This is a genomic window from Nocardia vulneris, from assembly GCF_001613425.1.
GTDB lineage: Bacteria > Actinomycetota > Actinomycetes > Mycobacteriales > Mycobacteriaceae > Nocardia > Nocardia vulneris.
On the sequence record NZ_BDCI01000015.1, the window covers coordinates 209,378 to 224,906 of the forward strand.

Here is a 15,529-nt window from a genome sequence, read left to right on the forward strand (position 1 = left end):
GTACGCTTCGCTGCCGCCGCGGAGCCGTCGATCGGCCGCGAGTGGCGCGCGTACTGCTTGCCCGATGGTCCTTTACACTCTCTGAGCGCGTTACGCTAGACCTTCGGTTGAAGTAATTTCCCTACCGCCGTCACAACTGAACCAGGAGCCGCCCCAGATGCCGATGCCGACCGAGGAAAGGCTGAGCCAGCTCATAGCTGGACTAGTCGAACGCCGAGGGTTCGACCTCGAAGGGGTCGAGATCTCGACCGCCGGCAAGCATGCGGATGCGCAGGCTCGTGTGAAGGTGACCGTCGACAGCGACGGACCGTCCGATCTCGACTCGATCGCCGTACTCAGCGCCGAAGTCTCGGAGTTGCTGGACGAGGCAGGCGATTTCGGCGAGACCCCGTACCTGCTCGAGGTCACCACCCCGGGTATCGATCGTCCGCTCACCGAGGATCGGCACTGGCGTCGCGCCCGCGGCCGCAAAGTGCTCGTGCAGCTACGCGAGGGCGCACCCGTTCCCGACTCGGGTGGCGCCCGGAAATTCGAGGCCAGGGTGGGTGTGCTCGACGGCGATACAGTGGCGTTGGTGCTGGGCGGCAAACACAAGCCGCATCGGGTGCGCGTGCCGCTCGCCGACATCGCGGAAGCGGTGGTGCAGGTCGAGTTCGGCAAGCCGGGGCCGCGGGAAATGGAACTCGCCGGCGGCGTGGCGCCCGGGCGCCCGGTGCCCGGCCAGGAAGATGATGTGCCGGCGGTCGACGCCGCGGATGTTTCAGGAACAACGAATGCACTACCCGGATCAGTAACAGCGTCCGATTCGCCGACCGAAGGGATCGTGGAATGAACATCGAAATCGAAGCCCTGCGCGCGATCGTCGCCGACAAGGGGATCTCGATCGAGACCGTGATCTCCGCGATCGAGTCGGCGCTGCTCACCGCGTACCGGCACACCGAGGGCCACCAGCCCAACGCGCGCATCGACATCAACCAGAAGACCGGCACGGTCCGGGTGATGGCGCGCGAGCTGGACGCCGACGGCAACGTGATCTCCGAATGGGACGACACCCCTGAGGGTTTCGGCCGGATCGCGGCGACCACGGCGCGCCAGGTGGTGTTGCAGCGGCTGCGCGACGCCGAGAACGAGAAGTCCTTCGGCGAGTTCTCCACGCACGAGGGCGATATCGTCGGCGGTGTGGTGCAGCGCGACGCGCGCGCCAACGCCCGCGGCACCATCGTCGTGCGCATCGGCAGCGAACTGCACGGCGCGGAGGGGTTGATCCCGCCGGCCGAGCAGGTGCCCGGCGAGACCTACGAGCACGGCGACCGGATCAAGTGCTACGTCGTCGGCGTCTCGCGGGGTCCGCGCGGCCCGCAGATCACGCTCTCGCGCACGCACCCGAACCTGGTGCGGCGGCTGTTCGCACTCGAGGTGCCCGAGATCGCGGACGGCTCGGTCGAGATCGTCGCGGTGGCCCGCGAGGCCGGGCACCGCTCCAAGATCGCGGTGCGCAGCACGGTGTCCGGAGTGAACGCCAAGGGCGCGTGCATCGGGCCGATGGGGCAGCGGGTGCGCAACGTGATGAGCGAGCTGGCCGGGGAGAAGATCGACATCATAGATTTCGCCGAGGATCCGGCGACCTTCGTCGGCAATGCGCTCTCGCCGTCGAAAGTGGTGTCGGTCACCATCGTCGATCCCGAAGCACGGGCCGCGCGCGTCGTGGTGCCGGACTTCCAGCTCTCGCTGGCCATCGGCAAGGAGGGTCAGAACGCTCGGCTGGCCGCCCGGCTGACCGGCTGGCGGATCGATATCCGCAGCGACGCGGCCCCTGACATGGGCGGCGGCACGGTGCGGACGGAGGCGCACCGCAGTTGACCGGAACCGGCGCGACGCACTGTGCGTTGAACAGCACTGGGCGCGATTCGGGCCATCGGGATGACATGTTGGTAACTTCCGCAGGGGAGCGGTTCGGTGATCCGACCGGTGCAGCGGTAGAGTGGACAGAGGTTCAGCACGCGCAACCGATTCGGACCTGTATCGGATGCCGGAAGCGCGAGTTGGCCGCCGGTCTGTTACGGATCGTGGCACGGAAATCGGATACCGGAGACGGTGCCCCTGCTGTCATGATCGTTCCCGATCCGCGGCGCAGACTTCCCGGACGGGGTGCCTGGTTGCACCCCGTCTCGGCTTGTCTGAACGCGGCAGAACGGCGCCGAGCATTCGGCAGAGCACTAAGAGTGTCCGGAAATCTGGATATCTCAGCCCTGGAGCAGTACCTCGAGAACAGGCACGAGCACTCATGAGCACACCGTGAAGCACCAACGATGAACGTCCATCGGAGATAACCCGAGGTCGTGCGGGCCCCGTCCCTGAACAACGGGTGCACTGCTCGACCTCTCAGTGAGGAGAGCAGTGGCAGGCAAGGCCCGCGTGCACGAGTTGGCCAAAGAACTCGGTGTCACCAGCAAGGAACTACTCGCAACGCTCAAGGAGCAGGGCGAGTTCGTGAAGTCTGCGTCGTCGACGGTGGAAGCTCCCGTCGCGCGTCGGCTGCGTGAGTCGTTCGCATCGAAATCAGCCCCGTCGAACGGCACCAAGTCGGGTTCACGCCCCGGCCCGTCCTCGTCGGCCCGTCCGGCCGCGAAGCCCGCAGGAAACGGTCCCCGCCCGGGGCCGCGCCCGTCGGCCCCCGCGCCCGCCCCGGCCGCCCAGGAAACCGTCCGCGAGGCGAGCCCGGCGCGCACCGAGGGACCGGCCGTGAAGCCGGGCCCCGCGGTTCGTCCGACCCCGGCGCCCGCGCCGAAGCCGGCCGCGGCGCGCGAATCCGCACCGGCACCCGCCGCGTCGGCCGCCGCCGAGACCAGCTCGGCTCCGGCCGCCCCGCGCCCGACGCCGAATGCCGCGCGTCCGGGTCAGCAGCAGCAGCGTCCCGGCGCCCCGACCCCGGGCGCCCCGCGTCCGGGTGGTTCCGGTCCGCGTCCCGGCCCGAAAACGCCTCGGGTCGGCAACAATCCGTACTCCTCGGCGCCTGAGCGTCCCGCCCCGCGTCCGGCTCCGGGCCAGGGTGGCCCGCGTCCGGGTCCGGCTCAGGGCGGTCCGCGTCCGGGTCCGGCCCAGGGCGCCCCGCGTCCCGGCGCGCCCGCCCAGGGTGGCGGCGCGCGTCCGGCTCCCGGTCAGGGTGGCCCGCGTCCGGGTGGCCCGCGGCCGAGCCCCGGCTCGATGCCGCCGCGGCCCAACCCCGGTGCCATGCCGTCTCGTGCGGCACGGCCGGGCGGTGCCGGTGGACCCGGCGCCGGTCGTCCGGGTCGTCCCGGTGGCGGTCCCGGCGGTGGCGCGGGTCGTCCCGGCGGCGGTGGCGGTGGCTACCGCGGCGGCGGCGCGCCCGGTGGTGGCGCCGGTGCCGGCACGGGTGCGCCTGGTGCCGGTGGCGCCGCGGGTGGTTTCCGTGGTCGTCCCGGTGGCGGCGGTGGTCGTCCGGGTGGTCCCGGTGGCCGTGGCGGTGCGGCCGGTGCGTTCGGTCGTCCCGGTGGCGCCCCGCGTCGTGGCCGTAAGTCGAAGCGGGCGAAGCGCGCCGAGTACGAGAGCATGCAGGCGCCCGCCGTCGGCGGCGTGCGGCTGCCGCGCGGCAACGGCGAGATCATCCGGCTCGCCCGCGGCGCCTCGCTGTCGGACTTCGCGGAGAAGATCGACGCGAACCCGGCCGCCCTGGTACAGGCCCTGTTCAACCTCGGTGAGATGGTCACCGCGACCCAGTCGGTGAACGACGAGACGCTCGAGCTGCTCGGCAGCGAGATGAACTACGTCGTGCACGTGGTCAGCCCCGAAGACGAGGACCGCGAGCTGCTGGAATCGTTCGACCTGACCTACGGCGAGGACGAGGGCGGCGAAGAGGACCTCGAGCAGCGTCCGCCGGTGGTGACCGTGATGGGTCACGTCGACCACGGTAAGACCCGACTGCTGGACACGATCCGCAAGGCCAACGTCCGCGAGGGCGAGGCGGGCGGCATCACCCAGCACATCGGCGCCTACCAGGTGCTCACCCACCTCGGCGAGCAGGACCGGCTCATCACCTTCATCGACACCCCGGGTCACGAGGCGTTCACCGCCATGCGTGCCCGCGGTGCCAAGGCCACCGACATCGCGATCCTGGTGGTCGCCGCCGACGACGGCGTCATGCCGCAGACGGTGGAGGCGATCAACCACGCGCAGGCGGCCGACGTGCCGATCGTGGTGGCAGTCAACAAGATCGACAAGGAAGGCGCGAACCCGGACAAGGTCCGTCAGCAGCTGACCGAGTACAACCTGGTGGCCGAGGAATACGGTGGCGACACCATGTTCGTCAACATCTCGGCGCGGCAGGGCACCAACATCGACCAGCTGCTCGAGGCCGTCCTGCTCACCGCGGACGCGGCGCTCGACCTGCGGGCCAACCCGGACATGGACGCGCAGGGTGTCGCCATCGAGGCGCACCTCGACCGTGGCCGCGGCCCGGTGGCGACCGTGCTGATCCAGCGCGGCACGCTGCGCGTCGGCGATTCGATCGTGGCGGGCGACGCCTACGGTCGCGTCCGGCGCATGGTCGACGAGCACGGTGACGACGTCACCGAGGCGCTGCCGTCGCGGCCGGTCCAGGTCATCGGCTTCACGTCGGTGCCGGGCGCCGGTGACAACCTGCTCGTGGTCGACGAGGACCGGATCGCTCGCCAAATCGCCGACCGGCGCAATGCGCGCAAGCGCAACGCACTGGCCGCGCGCAGCCGCAAGCGGATCAGCCTGGAAGATCTGGATGCCGCCCTGAAGGAGACTTCGGAGCTCAACCTGATCCTCAAGGGCGACAACTCCGGTACCGTCGAGGCCCTCGAAGAGGCGCTGCTCGGCATCCAGATCGACGACGAGGTGCGGCTGCGGGTCATCGACCGCGGTGTCGGTGGTGTCACCGAGACCAACGTCAACCTGGCGTCGGCGTCGAACGCGATCATCATCGGGTTCAACGTCCGGGCCGAGGGCAAGGCGACCGAGCTGGCCAACCGCGAAGGCGTGGACATCCGGTACTACTCGGTGATCTACCAGGCCATCGACGAGATCGAGAAGGCCCTCAAGGGCATGCTCAAGCCGATCTACGAAGAGGTCGAGCTGGGCCGGGCGGAGATCCGCGCGATCTTCCGTTCGTCGAAGGTCGGCAACATCGCCGGTTGCATGGTCACCTCGGGTTCGGTCAAGCGCAACGCCAAGGCGCGCCTGCTCCGCGACAACGTGGTGATCGCCGAAACCGTCACGATCTCCTCCTTGAAGCGGGAAAAGGACGACGTCACCGAGGTCCGCGAGGGCTTCGAATGCGGTTTGACGCTGACCTACAACGACATCAAGGAAGGCGACATCATCGAGGCCTACGAGCTGCGCGAAAAGCCGCGCGACTGAGCTCTGGACCGTGCGTCACGCCCGGCGTGACGCACGGTCCGGCCTTTCGAACTTTGCGAGGTGGATGGGTGTACCTGGGTGCACTGGAGTTCGACCTCCTCCTGGGGGATGTGCATTCGCTCAAGGAGAAACGCTCGGTGATCCGGCCGATCCTGGCCGAACTGCAGCGTTTCGGGGTGAGTGCCGCCGAGGGTGGGGAGCATGACCGCCATCGTCGCTCGTTGCTCGGGGTCGCCTTGGTCAGTTCCGGTATGGATCACCTGACCGAGGTACTCGATCGTTGCGAGCGACACGTCGCGGCACGTCCGGAGTTACAGTTGCTGGCAGTGCGCCGCAGGATCTTCGGACCCGAAGATTGACCGTGGCGGGAGGTCCGTTCACTCCCGTCACCAGTGAAAAGAGGAGGGTTCAGCCATGGTGGATCAAGCCAGGGCACGCCGACTCGCGAAGCGGATTTCCTCGATCGTGGCGACCGCGATCGAATACGAGATCAAGGATCCGCGGCTGGGTTTCGTGACCATCACCGACGCCAAGGTCACCGGCGATCTACGCGAGGCGACGGTGTACTACACGGTGCTGGGCGAAACCTTGGACGCCGAACCGGACTACGAGGGCGCGGCGCAGGGGCTGGAGAAGGCCAAGGGCGTGCTGCGCTCGAAGGTCGGCGCGGGCACCGGCGTGAAGTTCACGCCGACCCTGGCGTTCGTGCTCGACAAAGTGCCCGAGGTCGCGGCGGATATGGAAGCGCTGCTGGCCAAGGCCAGGGCGGCGGACGAGGCGGTGGCCAAGGTGGCCGCGACGGCCCGGCACGCCGGTGACGCCGACCCCTACAAGGTCGAACGCGACGACGAGTGACATGCGGTAGACGATGACGACGATGCGGGAAACAGTCGACCTCGAACCGGCTGTCGAGGCAATGAAAGCCGCCCGCTCGGTCACCGTCCTCTGTCATGTGCAACCGGATGCCGATACGGTCGGCAGTGGTCTCGCGCTGGCGCTGATCCTGCACCGGCGCGGGATCCCGGTGTGGGTGTCGTTCGCCGAGCCCGCCGAGCTGCCGGAATCGATGCGGTCACTGCCCGGTGTGCAGCATCTGGTGCCGCCCGCCGAGGTGCCTGCCGAGGTCGACCTGCTGATCGCGGTCGACTGCGGCAGCGCCGGGCGCCTCGGCGCGCTCGCCGACCGAATGGCCGGGGCCGCAACGGTTCTGGTGCTCGACCACCATCGATCGAATACCCGGTTCGGCACGATCAACGTGATCGACCCCGGCGCGGAATCGACCACCAGCCTGATCGTGCGGGTGCTCGACACCTGGGGCATTCCGATCGATCCCGAAGTGGCGCACTGCCTTTACGCGGGACTGGTGACCGATACCGGATCGTTCCGCTGGGTGCGTCCCGGTACCCACGTGCTGGCCGAGCGGCTGCTCGCCACCGGCATCGACGGCGCCGAGATCGCCCGAACCCTTTTGGACACCCACCCTTTCGGCTGGCTGACCATGCTGTCGAAGGTGCTGGGCACCACCCAGCTCGTGCCGCAGGTGCGCGGCGGCATCGGGCTGGTGTACGCGTTCGTGCGGCGCGACGATATCGCCGAGGTGAGTTCCGAAGAGGCCGAAAGCGTCATCGACATCGTCCGCACCACCTCGGAAGCGGGAATCGCCGCGGTGTTCAAGCAATCTCGCACCGTCGCCGACCGCTGGACGGTGTCGCTGCGGTCGCGCGACAGCAGGCCGGGCGCGAACGACGGCGTGGACGTCGCCGAGATCGCGAGCGGACTCGGCGGCGGGGGACACCGGTTCGCCGCGGGCTACACCGCCTACGGCACCGCCGACGACCTCGTCGCCACCCTCCTGGCCGCGCTGGAGTGAGTAGCCCCTACGGTGTCGAGTGACGAGGTGGATGCGTGAGTGGCGAGGGTGCGCGGCCGATCGAGGACGATCCGGCCGCGGGTGCCGCGCCGTCGACCGTGGCGACCGGTGCGGTGGTCGCCGAGCCTGCGGCGCAGGCGGGTCCGGGGCGGATTCTCGGGTTGGCGATTCCGACGCTCGGTGTGCTCGTCGCCGAACCGCTGTATCTGTTGTTCGATCTGGCGGTGGTCGGGCGGTTGGGCGCGCTCGCGCTGGCGGGGCTCGCGGTCGGCGGATTGATTCTGGCGCAGGTGAGTTCGCAGCTGACGTTTCTGTCCTATGGGACGACGGCGCGGGCGGCGCGCCGGCACGGGGCGGGGGACGAGCGCGGCGCGGTGGCCGAAGGGGTGCAGGCGACGTGGCTGGCGATCGGTGTGGGACTGGCGATTCTGGTGCTGGTCCAGTTGTGCGCGGTTCCGCTGACCACCGCGATCTCGGGCGGCGGGGATATCGCCGACGAGGCCCTGCTGTGGGTACGGGTGGCGCTGTTCGGGGTGCCGCTCATCTTGATCTCCATGGCGGGCAACGGATGGTTGCGCGGCGTGCAGGAAACGCGCCGCCCGCTGATTTACGTCGTTGCCGGGCTTGCGATTTCGGGGGTGCTGTGCCCGGTACTGGTGCACGGGCTGCTCGGCGCGCCCCGGATGGAGCTGCCCGGGTCGGCGGTCGCGAACGTGATCGGCCAGCTGGTGATGGCGGCGTTGTTCCTGAATACCCTTGTTCGCCAGCGGGTTCCGCTCGCGCCGCACTGGTCGGTGATGCGGGCGCAGCTGGTGCTCGGTCGCGATCTGATCGTGCGCAGCCTCGCCTTCCAGGCCTGCTTCGTGTCGGCCGCGGCGGTTGCGTCCCGCTTCGGCGCGGCCTCGGTCGCGGCGCACCAGCTGGTGCTGCAACTCTGGAATTTCCTTGCGCTGACCCTGGATTCGCTCGCCATCGCCGCGCAGACCCTGGTCGGCGCCGCGCTCGGCGCGAACGACGCGGCCGGCGCGCGGACGCTGGCTCGGCGCGTCACCCAGTGGTCGGAGATCTTCTCCCTGGGGCTCGCCGCGTGTTTCGCCGCGGGCGCCGTGCTGATCCCGAAGCTGTTCACCGACGATCCCGCGGTGCTGGACCGGACCCATGTCGCGTGGTGGTTCTTCGTCGGCATCATCCCGGTCGCGGGCATCGTGTTCGCCCTCGACGGCGTCTTGCTCGGCGCGGGCGACGCGGCCTATCTGCGGACCAGCACGCTCGGCTCGGCGTTGCTCGGCTTTCTTCCCGCCATCTGGCTCTCGCTCGCGTTCGACTGGGGGATCGCCGGAATCTGGGCCGGTCTGGTGGCTTTCATGGTGCTGCGGCTGGCCGCGGTGTCCTGGCGGGCGGCGTCCGGCCGTTGGGCGCAGGTGGGCGCCGAGGTTCCCGGCCGCGGACAGTCCGTCGGTTGACGAACGAAACCCCGGGCCGGGCCCGGGGTTTCGCGCTCCGTACGGTGCGTCAGTTGGGCAGGAAGCAGCGGTCGGCCGGTAACGACTCGACCGTGCCCGCGGGCACCGACACCTTGGCGCAGGCCAGGGTCGGGTACGTGCCGGGCGTCGGCGAGTCGCCCGCGTAGTCGGCGCAGTAGGTGACGGCCAGGTGGTCGCCCGCGGCCACCTCGCGGCTCAGCGTGAAGTCGGCCGGTGCGGCGGCTCGGTCGGACAGCTCGTTCTGCTGCGGGTCGCCGTCGATCAGCAGTGTGCACTGCACCTGAGCGGCGGGTAAATCCGAGCTGATCGTGGTCAGGGTCGCGGTGACGGTGCCGCCCGCGACTTGTAAGGTCGCGCTGCTCGGCGGGATGGTGACGGCCGCCCCGGCGAGACCGGGAGCGGCGATGATGGCTGCCGCGGCCGATGATGCCACGGCAAACCCTCGAATTGTGTTGCGTGCGATCATGGCCCGCAACCTACCGTGCTGCTTGCTTCGATTCGGAAGTTTCGGGATTCCGTTTGTCAGGTCGCCGCGTGCCGCGGTCGGTGATCTCGGCGCGTCCGGGGGTGGGCGGCGCGGAGGGGGTGGGTGTGCTTAAGGTGGGTGTGGTGATACCCAAGTTGATGGCGGTGAGCGACATTCACGTCGGGCACCAGGGGAATCGGCCGGTCGTCGAGCAGATCAAAGCCGACTCGCCGGAGGACTGGCTGATCGTGGCCGGGGACGTGGGGGAGAAGACCGACGACATCCGGTGGGCGCTGGAGCTGCTGCGTGGCCGGTTCGCCAAGGTGATCTGGGTGCCGGGCAACCACGAACTGTGGACCACGGCGAAGGACCCGGTGCAGATGACCGGCGCCGCCCGCTACGACTACCTGGTGTCGATCTGCCGCGATCTCGACGTGCTGACCCCGGAGGACCCCTTCCCGGCGTGGGAGGGCGCGGGTGCGGAGCAGCACGGCGGGTCGGTGACGCTGGCGCCGATGTTCGTGCTCTACGACTACACCTGGCTGCCCGAGGGCGCGACCACCAAGGCCGAGGGTCTGGCGATCGCGCGGGACCGCAATGTGGTCGCCACCGACGAGTACCTGCTCTCCCCGGATCCATATCTGACCCGCGACGCCTGGTGCAATGCCCGCGTGCAGGTCACCAAGCGCAAGCTGGACGCGCTGCCCGAGGGCACGCCGCTGGTGCTGATCAACCACTTCCCGCTGGTCCGCCAGCCGACGGACGTGCTGTTCTACCCCGAGTTCGCGCTCTGGTGCGGTACCGACCAGACCGCCGACTGGCACACCCGCTACAACGTGGTCTGCTCGGTCTACGGTCACCTGCACATCCCGCGCACCTCGCACTACGACGGTGTCCGCTTCGAAGAGGTGTCGCTCGGCTATCCGCGCGAATGGCAGCGCCGCGGCCTCCCGGACCGCCTGCTCCGCCAGATCCTGCCCGCCCCGGAGTACCCGCCGGGCACCCTCAACGAGTGGGGCGGCCACTTCCAGGTCACCCCCGAGATGAAGGCCGCCGCCGAGGAAATGCGCCTGAAGGCCCGCCGCCGGCGCGGGCTGTGACCTCCTCGCACCCCTTCTGCGTTCGCGCACCCGTTCCGGCAGGCCGCAGCGGGTGCGGGAACGCAGAAGGGGTGCGTGAACGGGGCGGGGCGCTCGACTAGGCTCGTCCCCGATGATCGAGAACATATTGCCTGCGGGGGTTGCGTCGGCCGAGCTGCTGAAGTTTCCGGCGGATCTGACGGCGCATCCGGCGGAAGAGCATCTCATCGCGAAGGCCGTGGAGAAGCGGCGGCGGGACTTCATCGGCGCCCGGCACTGCGCGCGCCTGGCGCTGGCCGAGCTGGGCGAGCCGCCGGTGGCGATCGGCAAGGGCGAGCGCGGCGCGCCGATCTGGCCGCGCGGGATCGTCGGCAGCCTCACCCACTGTGACGGGTACCGGGCCGCGGCGCTCGGGCACAAGCTGCGCTTCCGCTCGATCGGGATCGATGCCGAGCCGCACGCGGAACTGCCGGAGGGCGTACTGGATTCGGTCTCGCTGCCGCCGGAGCGGGAATGGTTGCGCGCGACGGATTCGCCGCTGCACCTGGACCGCCTGATCTTCTGTGCGAAGGAGGCGACGTTCAAGGCGTGGTGGCCGCTCACCCTGCGCTGGCTGGGGTTCGAGGACGCGCACATCACCTTCGAGCTCGAGGACAATGCCGTCGGCGCCGGCCGCGGCACGTTCCACAGCCAGATCCTGGTGCCCGGGCAGACGAACGACGGTGGCGTGCCGCTGTTGTCGTTCGACGGCAAGTGGCAGATCGTCGACGGGTTCATCCTCACCGCGATCGTGCACGTCTGATGGCCGGTCTCGGCGGGTTGCTGATCGTCGACAAGGACGGTGGCTGGACCAGTCACGATGTCGTCGCGAAATGCCGGAAGCTGCTGCGCACCAAGAAGGTCGGGCATGCCGGCACGCTCGATCCGATGGCCACCGGGGTGCTCGTGCTCGGCGTGGACCGGGCGACCAAGCTGCTCGGTCTGCTCACCCTCACCACCAAGGCGTACACCGCGACGATCCGGCTCGGTCAGGCCACCAGCACCGACGACGCCGAGGGCGAGGTGCTCGCGACCACCTCGGCGCTGCACCTCGCGGACGCCGAAATCGCCACGCACATCGCGAAACTCACCGGCGATATCGATCAGGTGCCGGCCACCGTGAGCGCGATCAAGGTGGACGGGGAACGCGCCTATGCCCGGCATCGCGCGGGCGAGGACGTGCAGCTGGCCGCCCGGCCGGTGACGGTGTCCCGGTTCGACATTCTCGGCCGTCGCGACGTGGCCGCGGGTGAGTTCGTCGATCTCGACGTAGTCGTCGAATGTTCTTCCGGCACTTATATTCGGGCGCTGGCGCGCGACCTGGGCGCGGCACTCGGCGTCGGCGGGCATCTGACGGCGTTGCGCCGCACCAGGGTCGGCCCGTTCACCCTCGAACATGCCCGCACCCTGGACGAATTGGCGGTGGCCGCCGAATCGGACGGCTCGTTGCTCAGCCTCGACATGGACGAGGCCGTGCGCACCGCCTTCCCGCACCGCGAGATCGACGAGAGCCAGGCCGAAGACCTGCGCAACGGACGGTGGCTCGAGCCGGTCGGTCTGCGCGGCGTGTACGCGGCGATCGATCCGGCCGGCCGGGCGATCGCGCTGCTCCAGGAGAGCGGTAAGCGGGCGGCGTCGGTCATGGTCGTGCGGCCGTCCAACCTGTAGCCGCGGATCGGAATCTACTGCGGCGCAGCCGTTTCGGCGGTGGCAAGGTCGGGGCCGAGGATCGGCTGCAGTGCGCCGAGCAGCGCGCCCATGCTGATCTCGAGCAGTTCGGCGCGTGAGTAGTGCTGGTTCTCCAGCCATTCGACCGTGAGTACCCGGACGAAGGTGAGCCAGCTCAGCAGGACCGAGGACACCTGGGTGCGCACCGGTTCCTCGACGTCGAGCGCTTCGAGGAGCCTGCGGCGCAGTTCGCCGAGTTCACCCGCGATGATCGCCTGGATCGCCGGATCCTCGGCGAGCACCCGGTTCGCCGCGAGCACGCTGTTGGCGTTCGCCTCGAAGTAGTCGAAATGGGTGGTCAGGCCCGCGGCGAGTTGTTCGGCCAGCGGGGCGCCGCGGTCGAGGGGCGTGTCGATCAGGAGTTGGTTCGCGGCCTGCTCGTAGACGCCCGCGAAGAGTTCGCGTTTGCTCGGGAAGTGGCGATAGAGCAGCGCCCTGGACACACCGGCCGCCGCCGCGACGTCTTCCATCAGCACCGCGTCGTAGGCGCGTTCGGCGAACAAGCGCGCGCCCGCGTCCAACAGCACCTGGCGGCGTGCGTCAGGGGACAGGCGACGGCGGGTGCTCATCCATCGAACTTTAGTTGACGTCTGTCTACCAGGGGTCGTAGGGTACTTGGTAGACAGACGTCAACTATGGCGTTCCGGACTGGCGTTCGGCCGCGGAACCGCCTGTCCGACAACCGGATTCCCGGGGAGGAACGATATGGCCGCCGCATTGAGATGGCTTTCCCTCGTGATGGGTGTCGCCTGCGTCGCGATCGGCGTGTTCCACCTGGCGGCAGGCATCGACGGAATACCCGAGATGGGCTCGTCCGGCGTCACGGCCGACAGCCAGACCCGGTTCTTCGGCGCGATCTTCCTCGGCTACGGCGTCGTCTGGATCTGGGCCGCCCGGCAGCGGCCGATCCCCGCGACCGTGATCCGCTGGCTCGCGGGCATTTTCCTGCTGGGCGCCCTCGGCCGGTTCATCTCCGTCGCCGTCTATGGCTGGCCGCACTGGTTTCAGATCGTGCTCACCGCGATCGAGGTCATCTTGCCCCCGCTGTACTTCTGGCTGGCGAGCGCCGACGAAAAACGCCTCGGCACAACCGCTTCGGTGCACCGCACCCCGGCCTTCGGCTGAGTTGTGCTGCTGCCCCTGATCCATGGGGATTGACCGGTGGTAACCGTCGAGTGCAAGGTGGCGATAGGCGGGGTATCCGATTGCTCTGACGGGGGAGGTGCCGGCGATGGTCGGTCGCAGGACGGTACGTGTGGTGGGGGTGCTCGTCGCGGTGCTGCTGGTCGCCGCCGGGTGCGGTGGGGACGCGGAGCCGTCGGAGGGAAAGACGACGACGAGTTCCACCACGCAGCGGTCGACAACCGTTGTGCCGTCGACAGATCCGTCACCCGGTCAACCGCCGAAGCTCATTCCGTCGCCCGGGCAGCCGCCGCGGGTCACGCCGCCACCGGGTGCGCAGCCGCCCGGCAATCCACCGCCGGGTAATCCGCCGCCCGGTATGGGCACGGCGATCATCAAGACCCGGACTCTTTCTCAGGTGCCGGTGCCGAATGTGCCGGTCTACGTCACCCTGGTGCAGCCGTGTGACCCTGCGTCGCGCGACATTCCGCTCGGGGAGACCAGGGAGGTACTGAACCGGCAGGCCGTCACCGACGGCTCCGGTTCGGCCACCTTCGCGGTGCCGCTCGGCTGCTATCGGTTCGGCATGGGCACCCCGCCGCCGGGCACGAAACCGGTTCCGGAGGGGATGCACCAGCTCTTCCTGGTCCGCGACGCCGACGTGGTCGAAGGGCTGCTGCGGTTCGACGACACGGGACAGCCGCAGTGCTCCCCGGCGGCGATCGCGCACGACCTGGACGATATCGGCGGGCTGACCGAGTACCAGGCCAAGGTGCACTATTGCGACGGCGCCTGGGGTGTCATCGCCTGGGATGCGCCCGGCGACAGTCAGCGAATAGTCCGGCGCGGCAACGGCGGCTGGGTCACCTATCTGGTCTTTCCGCACGACCGCTGCTGGTCGAAAGCCGCCGCCGACGGCGTCCCCGAGAGCCTGCGGCACTACTTCAGCTGCTGACTGCTCCGATCGGCGGCGATGGCCTGGACGGCGCAGCGCATGTGCTCGACCAGCAACTTGCGCGCGCGGGCGGCGGGCCCGGCGCCGATCGCGTCCCGTAGTTCGACGTGTTCGCGGGCTTGCTCGTGCAGGTCCGGATTGGTGGTTTGCAAGGCGCCCAGGCACATTCGGGTCTCGATCAGCAGGGTGCGGGCCGCGCGGGCCAGCCGCGGGCTGCCCGCACTGTCCACCAGCGCGACGTGGAAGGCCTGATCGGCGTCGGAAAGCCCGGCGGCGTCACCGTTTTCGGCGGCGGCGCACATCTGGTCGACGCTCTCGCGCAGCGCCGCGTACGCGATCTCGCGGCGGCCGTCCAGGATCAGCTCGAGCGCGCCGCCCTCGATGGCGGTCCTGGCGTGGTAGATGTCGGCGACGTCGTCGAGGGTGAGGTCGATGACGAAGATGCCGCGATGCCGGATGCTGTGCAGCAGACCCTCGGACACGAGGCGCTGCATGGCCTCGCGGACCGGCCCGCGGGACACGTCGAAGCGGGCGGCGAGGTCGGCCTCGCCGAGCTGGTCGCCGGGCGCGAAGCTGCCGCGCATGATCGCCTCGCGCAGTCGGTCGGCGATCACCTCGGCGGTCGACTGCCTGCTGACCGGCTCGATCTCAACGAGCGGCATGGGCGTGCCTTTCTGTGAACAGGGTGCCGAGGGCTGGACAGGTCGCGGTGCGGCCCGCCAGGCGCAGCCCGGCCCAGATGGTGACCTGGTTCGCGGTCAGCACCGGCTTGCCGAGGGCGGCTTCCAGTTCCGGCAGCACGGCCAGCGTATGCATGGCCGTGTCCGGGATGAGCAGCGCCTGGGCCTCGGGGTGATCGTTGGCCACGGCCAGCTGCCGAACCTGGGCGGCGTCCAGCGTGCCGACCTCGGCGGCGGTGTCGATGCCCGCGCTGCGCATCGAGACGACGCGGATGCCCGCGTCGGCGAGGAATTCGACGAACAGCCGCGCGACCTCGTCCGGATAGCTGGCGGCGATGGCGACGGTGTCCAGGCCGAGCGCGTGCACCGCGTCGACGAAGGCGAAGCTGGTGCTGGTGGCGGGCACGCCCGCGGCGGCGGCCAGCGCCTCGGCCTGCTCGCGCGCGCCGCGCGGACCGTAGACGAAACTGCCTGAGGTACAAGCCCAGACCACGGCCTGCGGCCGGTGCGGGGCGAGCAGTTCGGCGCCGTGGCGCAGCTTGTCCGGGCTACCCAGGTCCAGCAGCTCGGGGACGGCATGCAGGTCGGTGCCGTAGATATGGGCCACCGGCAGGTCGGCGCCGAGCACCGCGGCGGCCCGCGGGTAGTCGTCCTCGGCCGCGTGATCGGGATAGATGAAACCGACTGTGGTGGTGTGCATGTG

Annotated in this window: 17 protein-coding genes; 13 read left to right on the forward strand and 4 right to left on the reverse strand. The window is 69.5% G+C overall.

Annotated elements, in window-relative coordinates; all coding sequences use genetic code 11:
* Positions 1–157: 157 nt before the first annotated feature.
* The 8 genes from rimP to NVU01S_RS17335 all read left to right on the forward strand — a co-directional run bounded on the left by rimP (position 158) and on the right by NVU01S_RS17335 (position 8,736).
* Positions 158–832, forward strand: a complete 675-nt coding sequence (rimP, locus tag NVU01S_RS17305) for a ribosome maturation factor RimP (RefSeq protein ID WP_014986915.1) — start codon at positions 158–160, stop codon at positions 830–832.
* Positions 829–1,860 (forward strand): transcription termination factor NusA, encoded by a 1,032-nt coding sequence (gene nusA / locus NVU01S_RS17310; RefSeq protein WP_014986914.1) that lies wholly within the window; start codon positions 829–831, stop codon positions 1,858–1,860. Before rimP ends, nusA begins: the two co-directional genes overlap by 4 nt.
* A 68-nt stretch (positions 1,861–1,928) precedes the next feature.
* A complete protein-coding gene (locus NVU01S_RS42500) occupies positions 1,929–2,288 on the forward strand; it encodes a YlxR family protein (protein ID WP_228832700.1) in 360 nt (119 codons plus the stop codon).
* 109 nt (positions 2,289–2,397) lie between these two features.
* Positions 2,398–5,403: a translation initiation factor IF-2 gene (gene infB, locus NVU01S_RS42505; protein WP_082031935.1), complete on the forward strand. Its 3,006-nt coding sequence runs from the start codon at positions 2,398–2,400 to the stop codon at positions 5,401–5,403.
* 68 nt (positions 5,404–5,471) lie between these two features.
* Positions 5,472–5,762: a DUF503 domain-containing protein gene (locus tag NVU01S_RS17320; protein WP_014986911.1), complete on the forward strand. Its 291-nt coding sequence runs from the start codon at positions 5,472–5,474 to the stop codon at positions 5,760–5,762.
* A gap of 55 nt (positions 5,763–5,817) precedes the next feature.
* Positions 5,818–6,258: a 30S ribosome-binding factor RbfA gene (gene rbfA / locus NVU01S_RS17325; RefSeq protein ID WP_014986910.1), complete on the forward strand. Its 441-nt coding sequence runs from the start codon at positions 5,818–5,820 to the stop codon at positions 6,256–6,258.
* 13 nt (positions 6,259–6,271) lie between these two features.
* Positions 6,272–7,273 carry a DHH family phosphoesterase gene (locus tag NVU01S_RS17330; protein ID WP_043667074.1) on the forward strand — a complete coding sequence of 334 codons (1,002 nt, stop codon included), beginning with the start codon at positions 6,272–6,274 and terminating at the stop codon, positions 7,271–7,273.
* Between the two features lie 113 nt (positions 7,274–7,386).
* Complete coding sequence (locus NVU01S_RS17335; RefSeq protein ID WP_043667338.1) at positions 7,387–8,736, forward strand: MATE family efflux transporter; 1,350 nt, start codon at positions 7,387–7,389, stop codon at positions 8,734–8,736.
* 49 nt (positions 8,737–8,785) lie between these two features.
* Here the strand turns inward: NVU01S_RS17335 and NVU01S_RS17340 are convergent, their stop codons facing one another.
* The gene (locus NVU01S_RS17340; protein WP_043667072.1) at positions 8,786–9,190 is read right to left on the reverse strand and encodes a hypothetical protein; all 405 of its coding nucleotides are present in this window, start codon (positions 9,188–9,190) and stop codon (positions 8,786–8,788) included.
* 176 nt (positions 9,191–9,366) lie between these two features.
* Here NVU01S_RS17340 and NVU01S_RS17345 point away from each other — a divergent pair, with 176 nt between their 5' ends.
* The 3 genes from NVU01S_RS17345 to truB all read left to right on the forward strand — a co-directional run bounded on the left by NVU01S_RS17345 (position 9,367) and on the right by truB (position 12,009).
* Positions 9,367–10,323, forward strand: a complete 957-nt coding sequence (locus NVU01S_RS17345; RefSeq protein WP_086006301.1) for a metallophosphoesterase family protein — start codon at positions 9,367–9,369, stop codon at positions 10,321–10,323.
* 112 nt (positions 10,324–10,435) lie between these two features.
* Positions 10,436–11,104, forward strand: a complete 669-nt coding sequence (gene npt / locus NVU01S_RS17350; RefSeq protein ID WP_042259035.1) for a 4'-phosphopantetheinyl transferase Npt — start codon at positions 10,436–10,438, stop codon at positions 11,102–11,104.
* Positions 11,104–12,009, forward strand: a complete 906-nt coding sequence (truB, locus tag NVU01S_RS17355) for a tRNA pseudouridine(55) synthase TruB (RefSeq protein ID WP_043667070.1) — start codon at positions 11,104–11,106, stop codon at positions 12,007–12,009. The genes npt and truB overlap by 1 nt, the downstream gene beginning before the upstream one ends.
* Before the next feature lie 14 nt (positions 12,010–12,023).
* Here truB and NVU01S_RS17360 read toward each other — a convergent pair whose 3' ends face one another.
* Positions 12,024–12,638 carry a TetR/AcrR family transcriptional regulator gene (locus tag NVU01S_RS17360; RefSeq protein ID WP_043667067.1) on the reverse strand — a complete coding sequence of 205 codons (615 nt, stop codon included), beginning with the start codon at positions 12,636–12,638 and terminating at the stop codon, positions 12,024–12,026.
* A 136-nt stretch (positions 12,639–12,774) separates the two neighbouring features.
* Here NVU01S_RS17360 and NVU01S_RS17365 point away from each other — a divergent pair, with 136 nt between their 5' ends.
* Entirely contained in the window at positions 12,775–13,194 is a 420-nt protein-coding gene (locus tag NVU01S_RS17365) for a DUF4345 domain-containing protein (RefSeq protein WP_043667066.1), read from the forward strand.
* A 106-nt stretch (positions 13,195–13,300) separates the two neighbouring features.
* Complete coding sequence (locus NVU01S_RS17370) at positions 13,301–14,146, forward strand: hypothetical protein (RefSeq protein ID WP_244467163.1); 846 nt, start codon at positions 13,301–13,303, stop codon at positions 14,144–14,146.
* On the opposite strand, the gene NVU01S_RS17375 is transcribed toward NVU01S_RS17370, so the two are convergent.
* Both NVU01S_RS17375 and NVU01S_RS17380 read right to left on the reverse strand, forming a co-directional pair.
* Positions 14,131–14,808 (reverse strand): GntR family transcriptional regulator, encoded by a 678-nt coding sequence (locus NVU01S_RS17375; protein ID WP_043667064.1) that lies wholly within the window; start codon positions 14,806–14,808, stop codon positions 14,131–14,133. The genes NVU01S_RS17370 and NVU01S_RS17375 overlap by 16 nt on opposite strands.
* Complete coding sequence (locus NVU01S_RS17380; RefSeq protein ID WP_043667061.1) at positions 14,795–15,526, reverse strand: maleate cis-trans isomerase family protein; 732 nt, start codon at positions 15,524–15,526, stop codon at positions 14,795–14,797. The genes NVU01S_RS17375 and NVU01S_RS17380 overlap by 14 nt, the downstream gene beginning before the upstream one ends.
* Positions 15,527–15,529 lie beyond the last annotated feature (3 nt).

What these genes read in the sequence shown, in the direction of transcription:
- rimP (WP_014986915.1), top strand. Translation starts at nt 158, where the DNA reads ATGCCGATGCCGACCGAGGAAAGGCTGAGCCAGCTCATAGCTGGACTA.
- nusA (WP_014986914.1), top strand. Translation starts at nt 829, where the DNA reads ATGAACATCGAAATCGAAGCCCTGCGCGCGATCGTCGCCGACAAGGGG.
- rbfA (WP_014986910.1), top strand. Translation starts at nt 5,818, where the DNA reads ATGGTGGATCAAGCCAGGGCACGCCGACTCGCGAAGCGGATTTCCTCG.
- NVU01S_RS17330 (WP_043667074.1), top strand. Translation starts at nt 6,272, where the DNA reads ATGACGACGATGCGGGAAACAGTCGACCTCGAACCGGCTGTCGAGGCA.
- npt (WP_042259035.1), top strand. Translation starts at nt 10,436, where the DNA reads ATGATCGAGAACATATTGCCTGCGGGGGTTGCGTCGGCCGAGCTGCTG.
- truB (WP_043667070.1), top strand. Translation starts at nt 11,104, where the DNA reads ATGGCCGGTCTCGGCGGGTTGCTGATCGTCGACAAGGACGGTGGCTGG.
- NVU01S_RS17360 (WP_043667067.1), bottom strand. Translation starts at nt 12,638, where the DNA reads ATGAGCACCCGCCGTCGCCTGTCCCCTGACGCACGCCGCCAGGTGCTG.
- NVU01S_RS17365 (WP_043667066.1), top strand. Translation starts at nt 12,775, where the DNA reads ATGGCCGCCGCATTGAGATGGCTTTCCCTCGTGATGGGTGTCGCCTGC.
- NVU01S_RS17370 (WP_244467163.1), top strand. Translation starts at nt 13,301, where the DNA reads ATGGTCGGTCGCAGGACGGTACGTGTGGTGGGGGTGCTCGTCGCGGTG.
- NVU01S_RS17375 (WP_043667064.1), bottom strand. Translation starts at nt 14,808, where the DNA reads ATGCCGCTCGTTGAGATCGAGCCGGTCAGCAGGCAGTCGACCGCCGAG.
- NVU01S_RS17380 (WP_043667061.1), bottom strand. Translation starts at nt 15,526, where the DNA reads ATGCACACCACCACAGTCGGTTTCATCTATCCCGATCACGCGGCCGAG.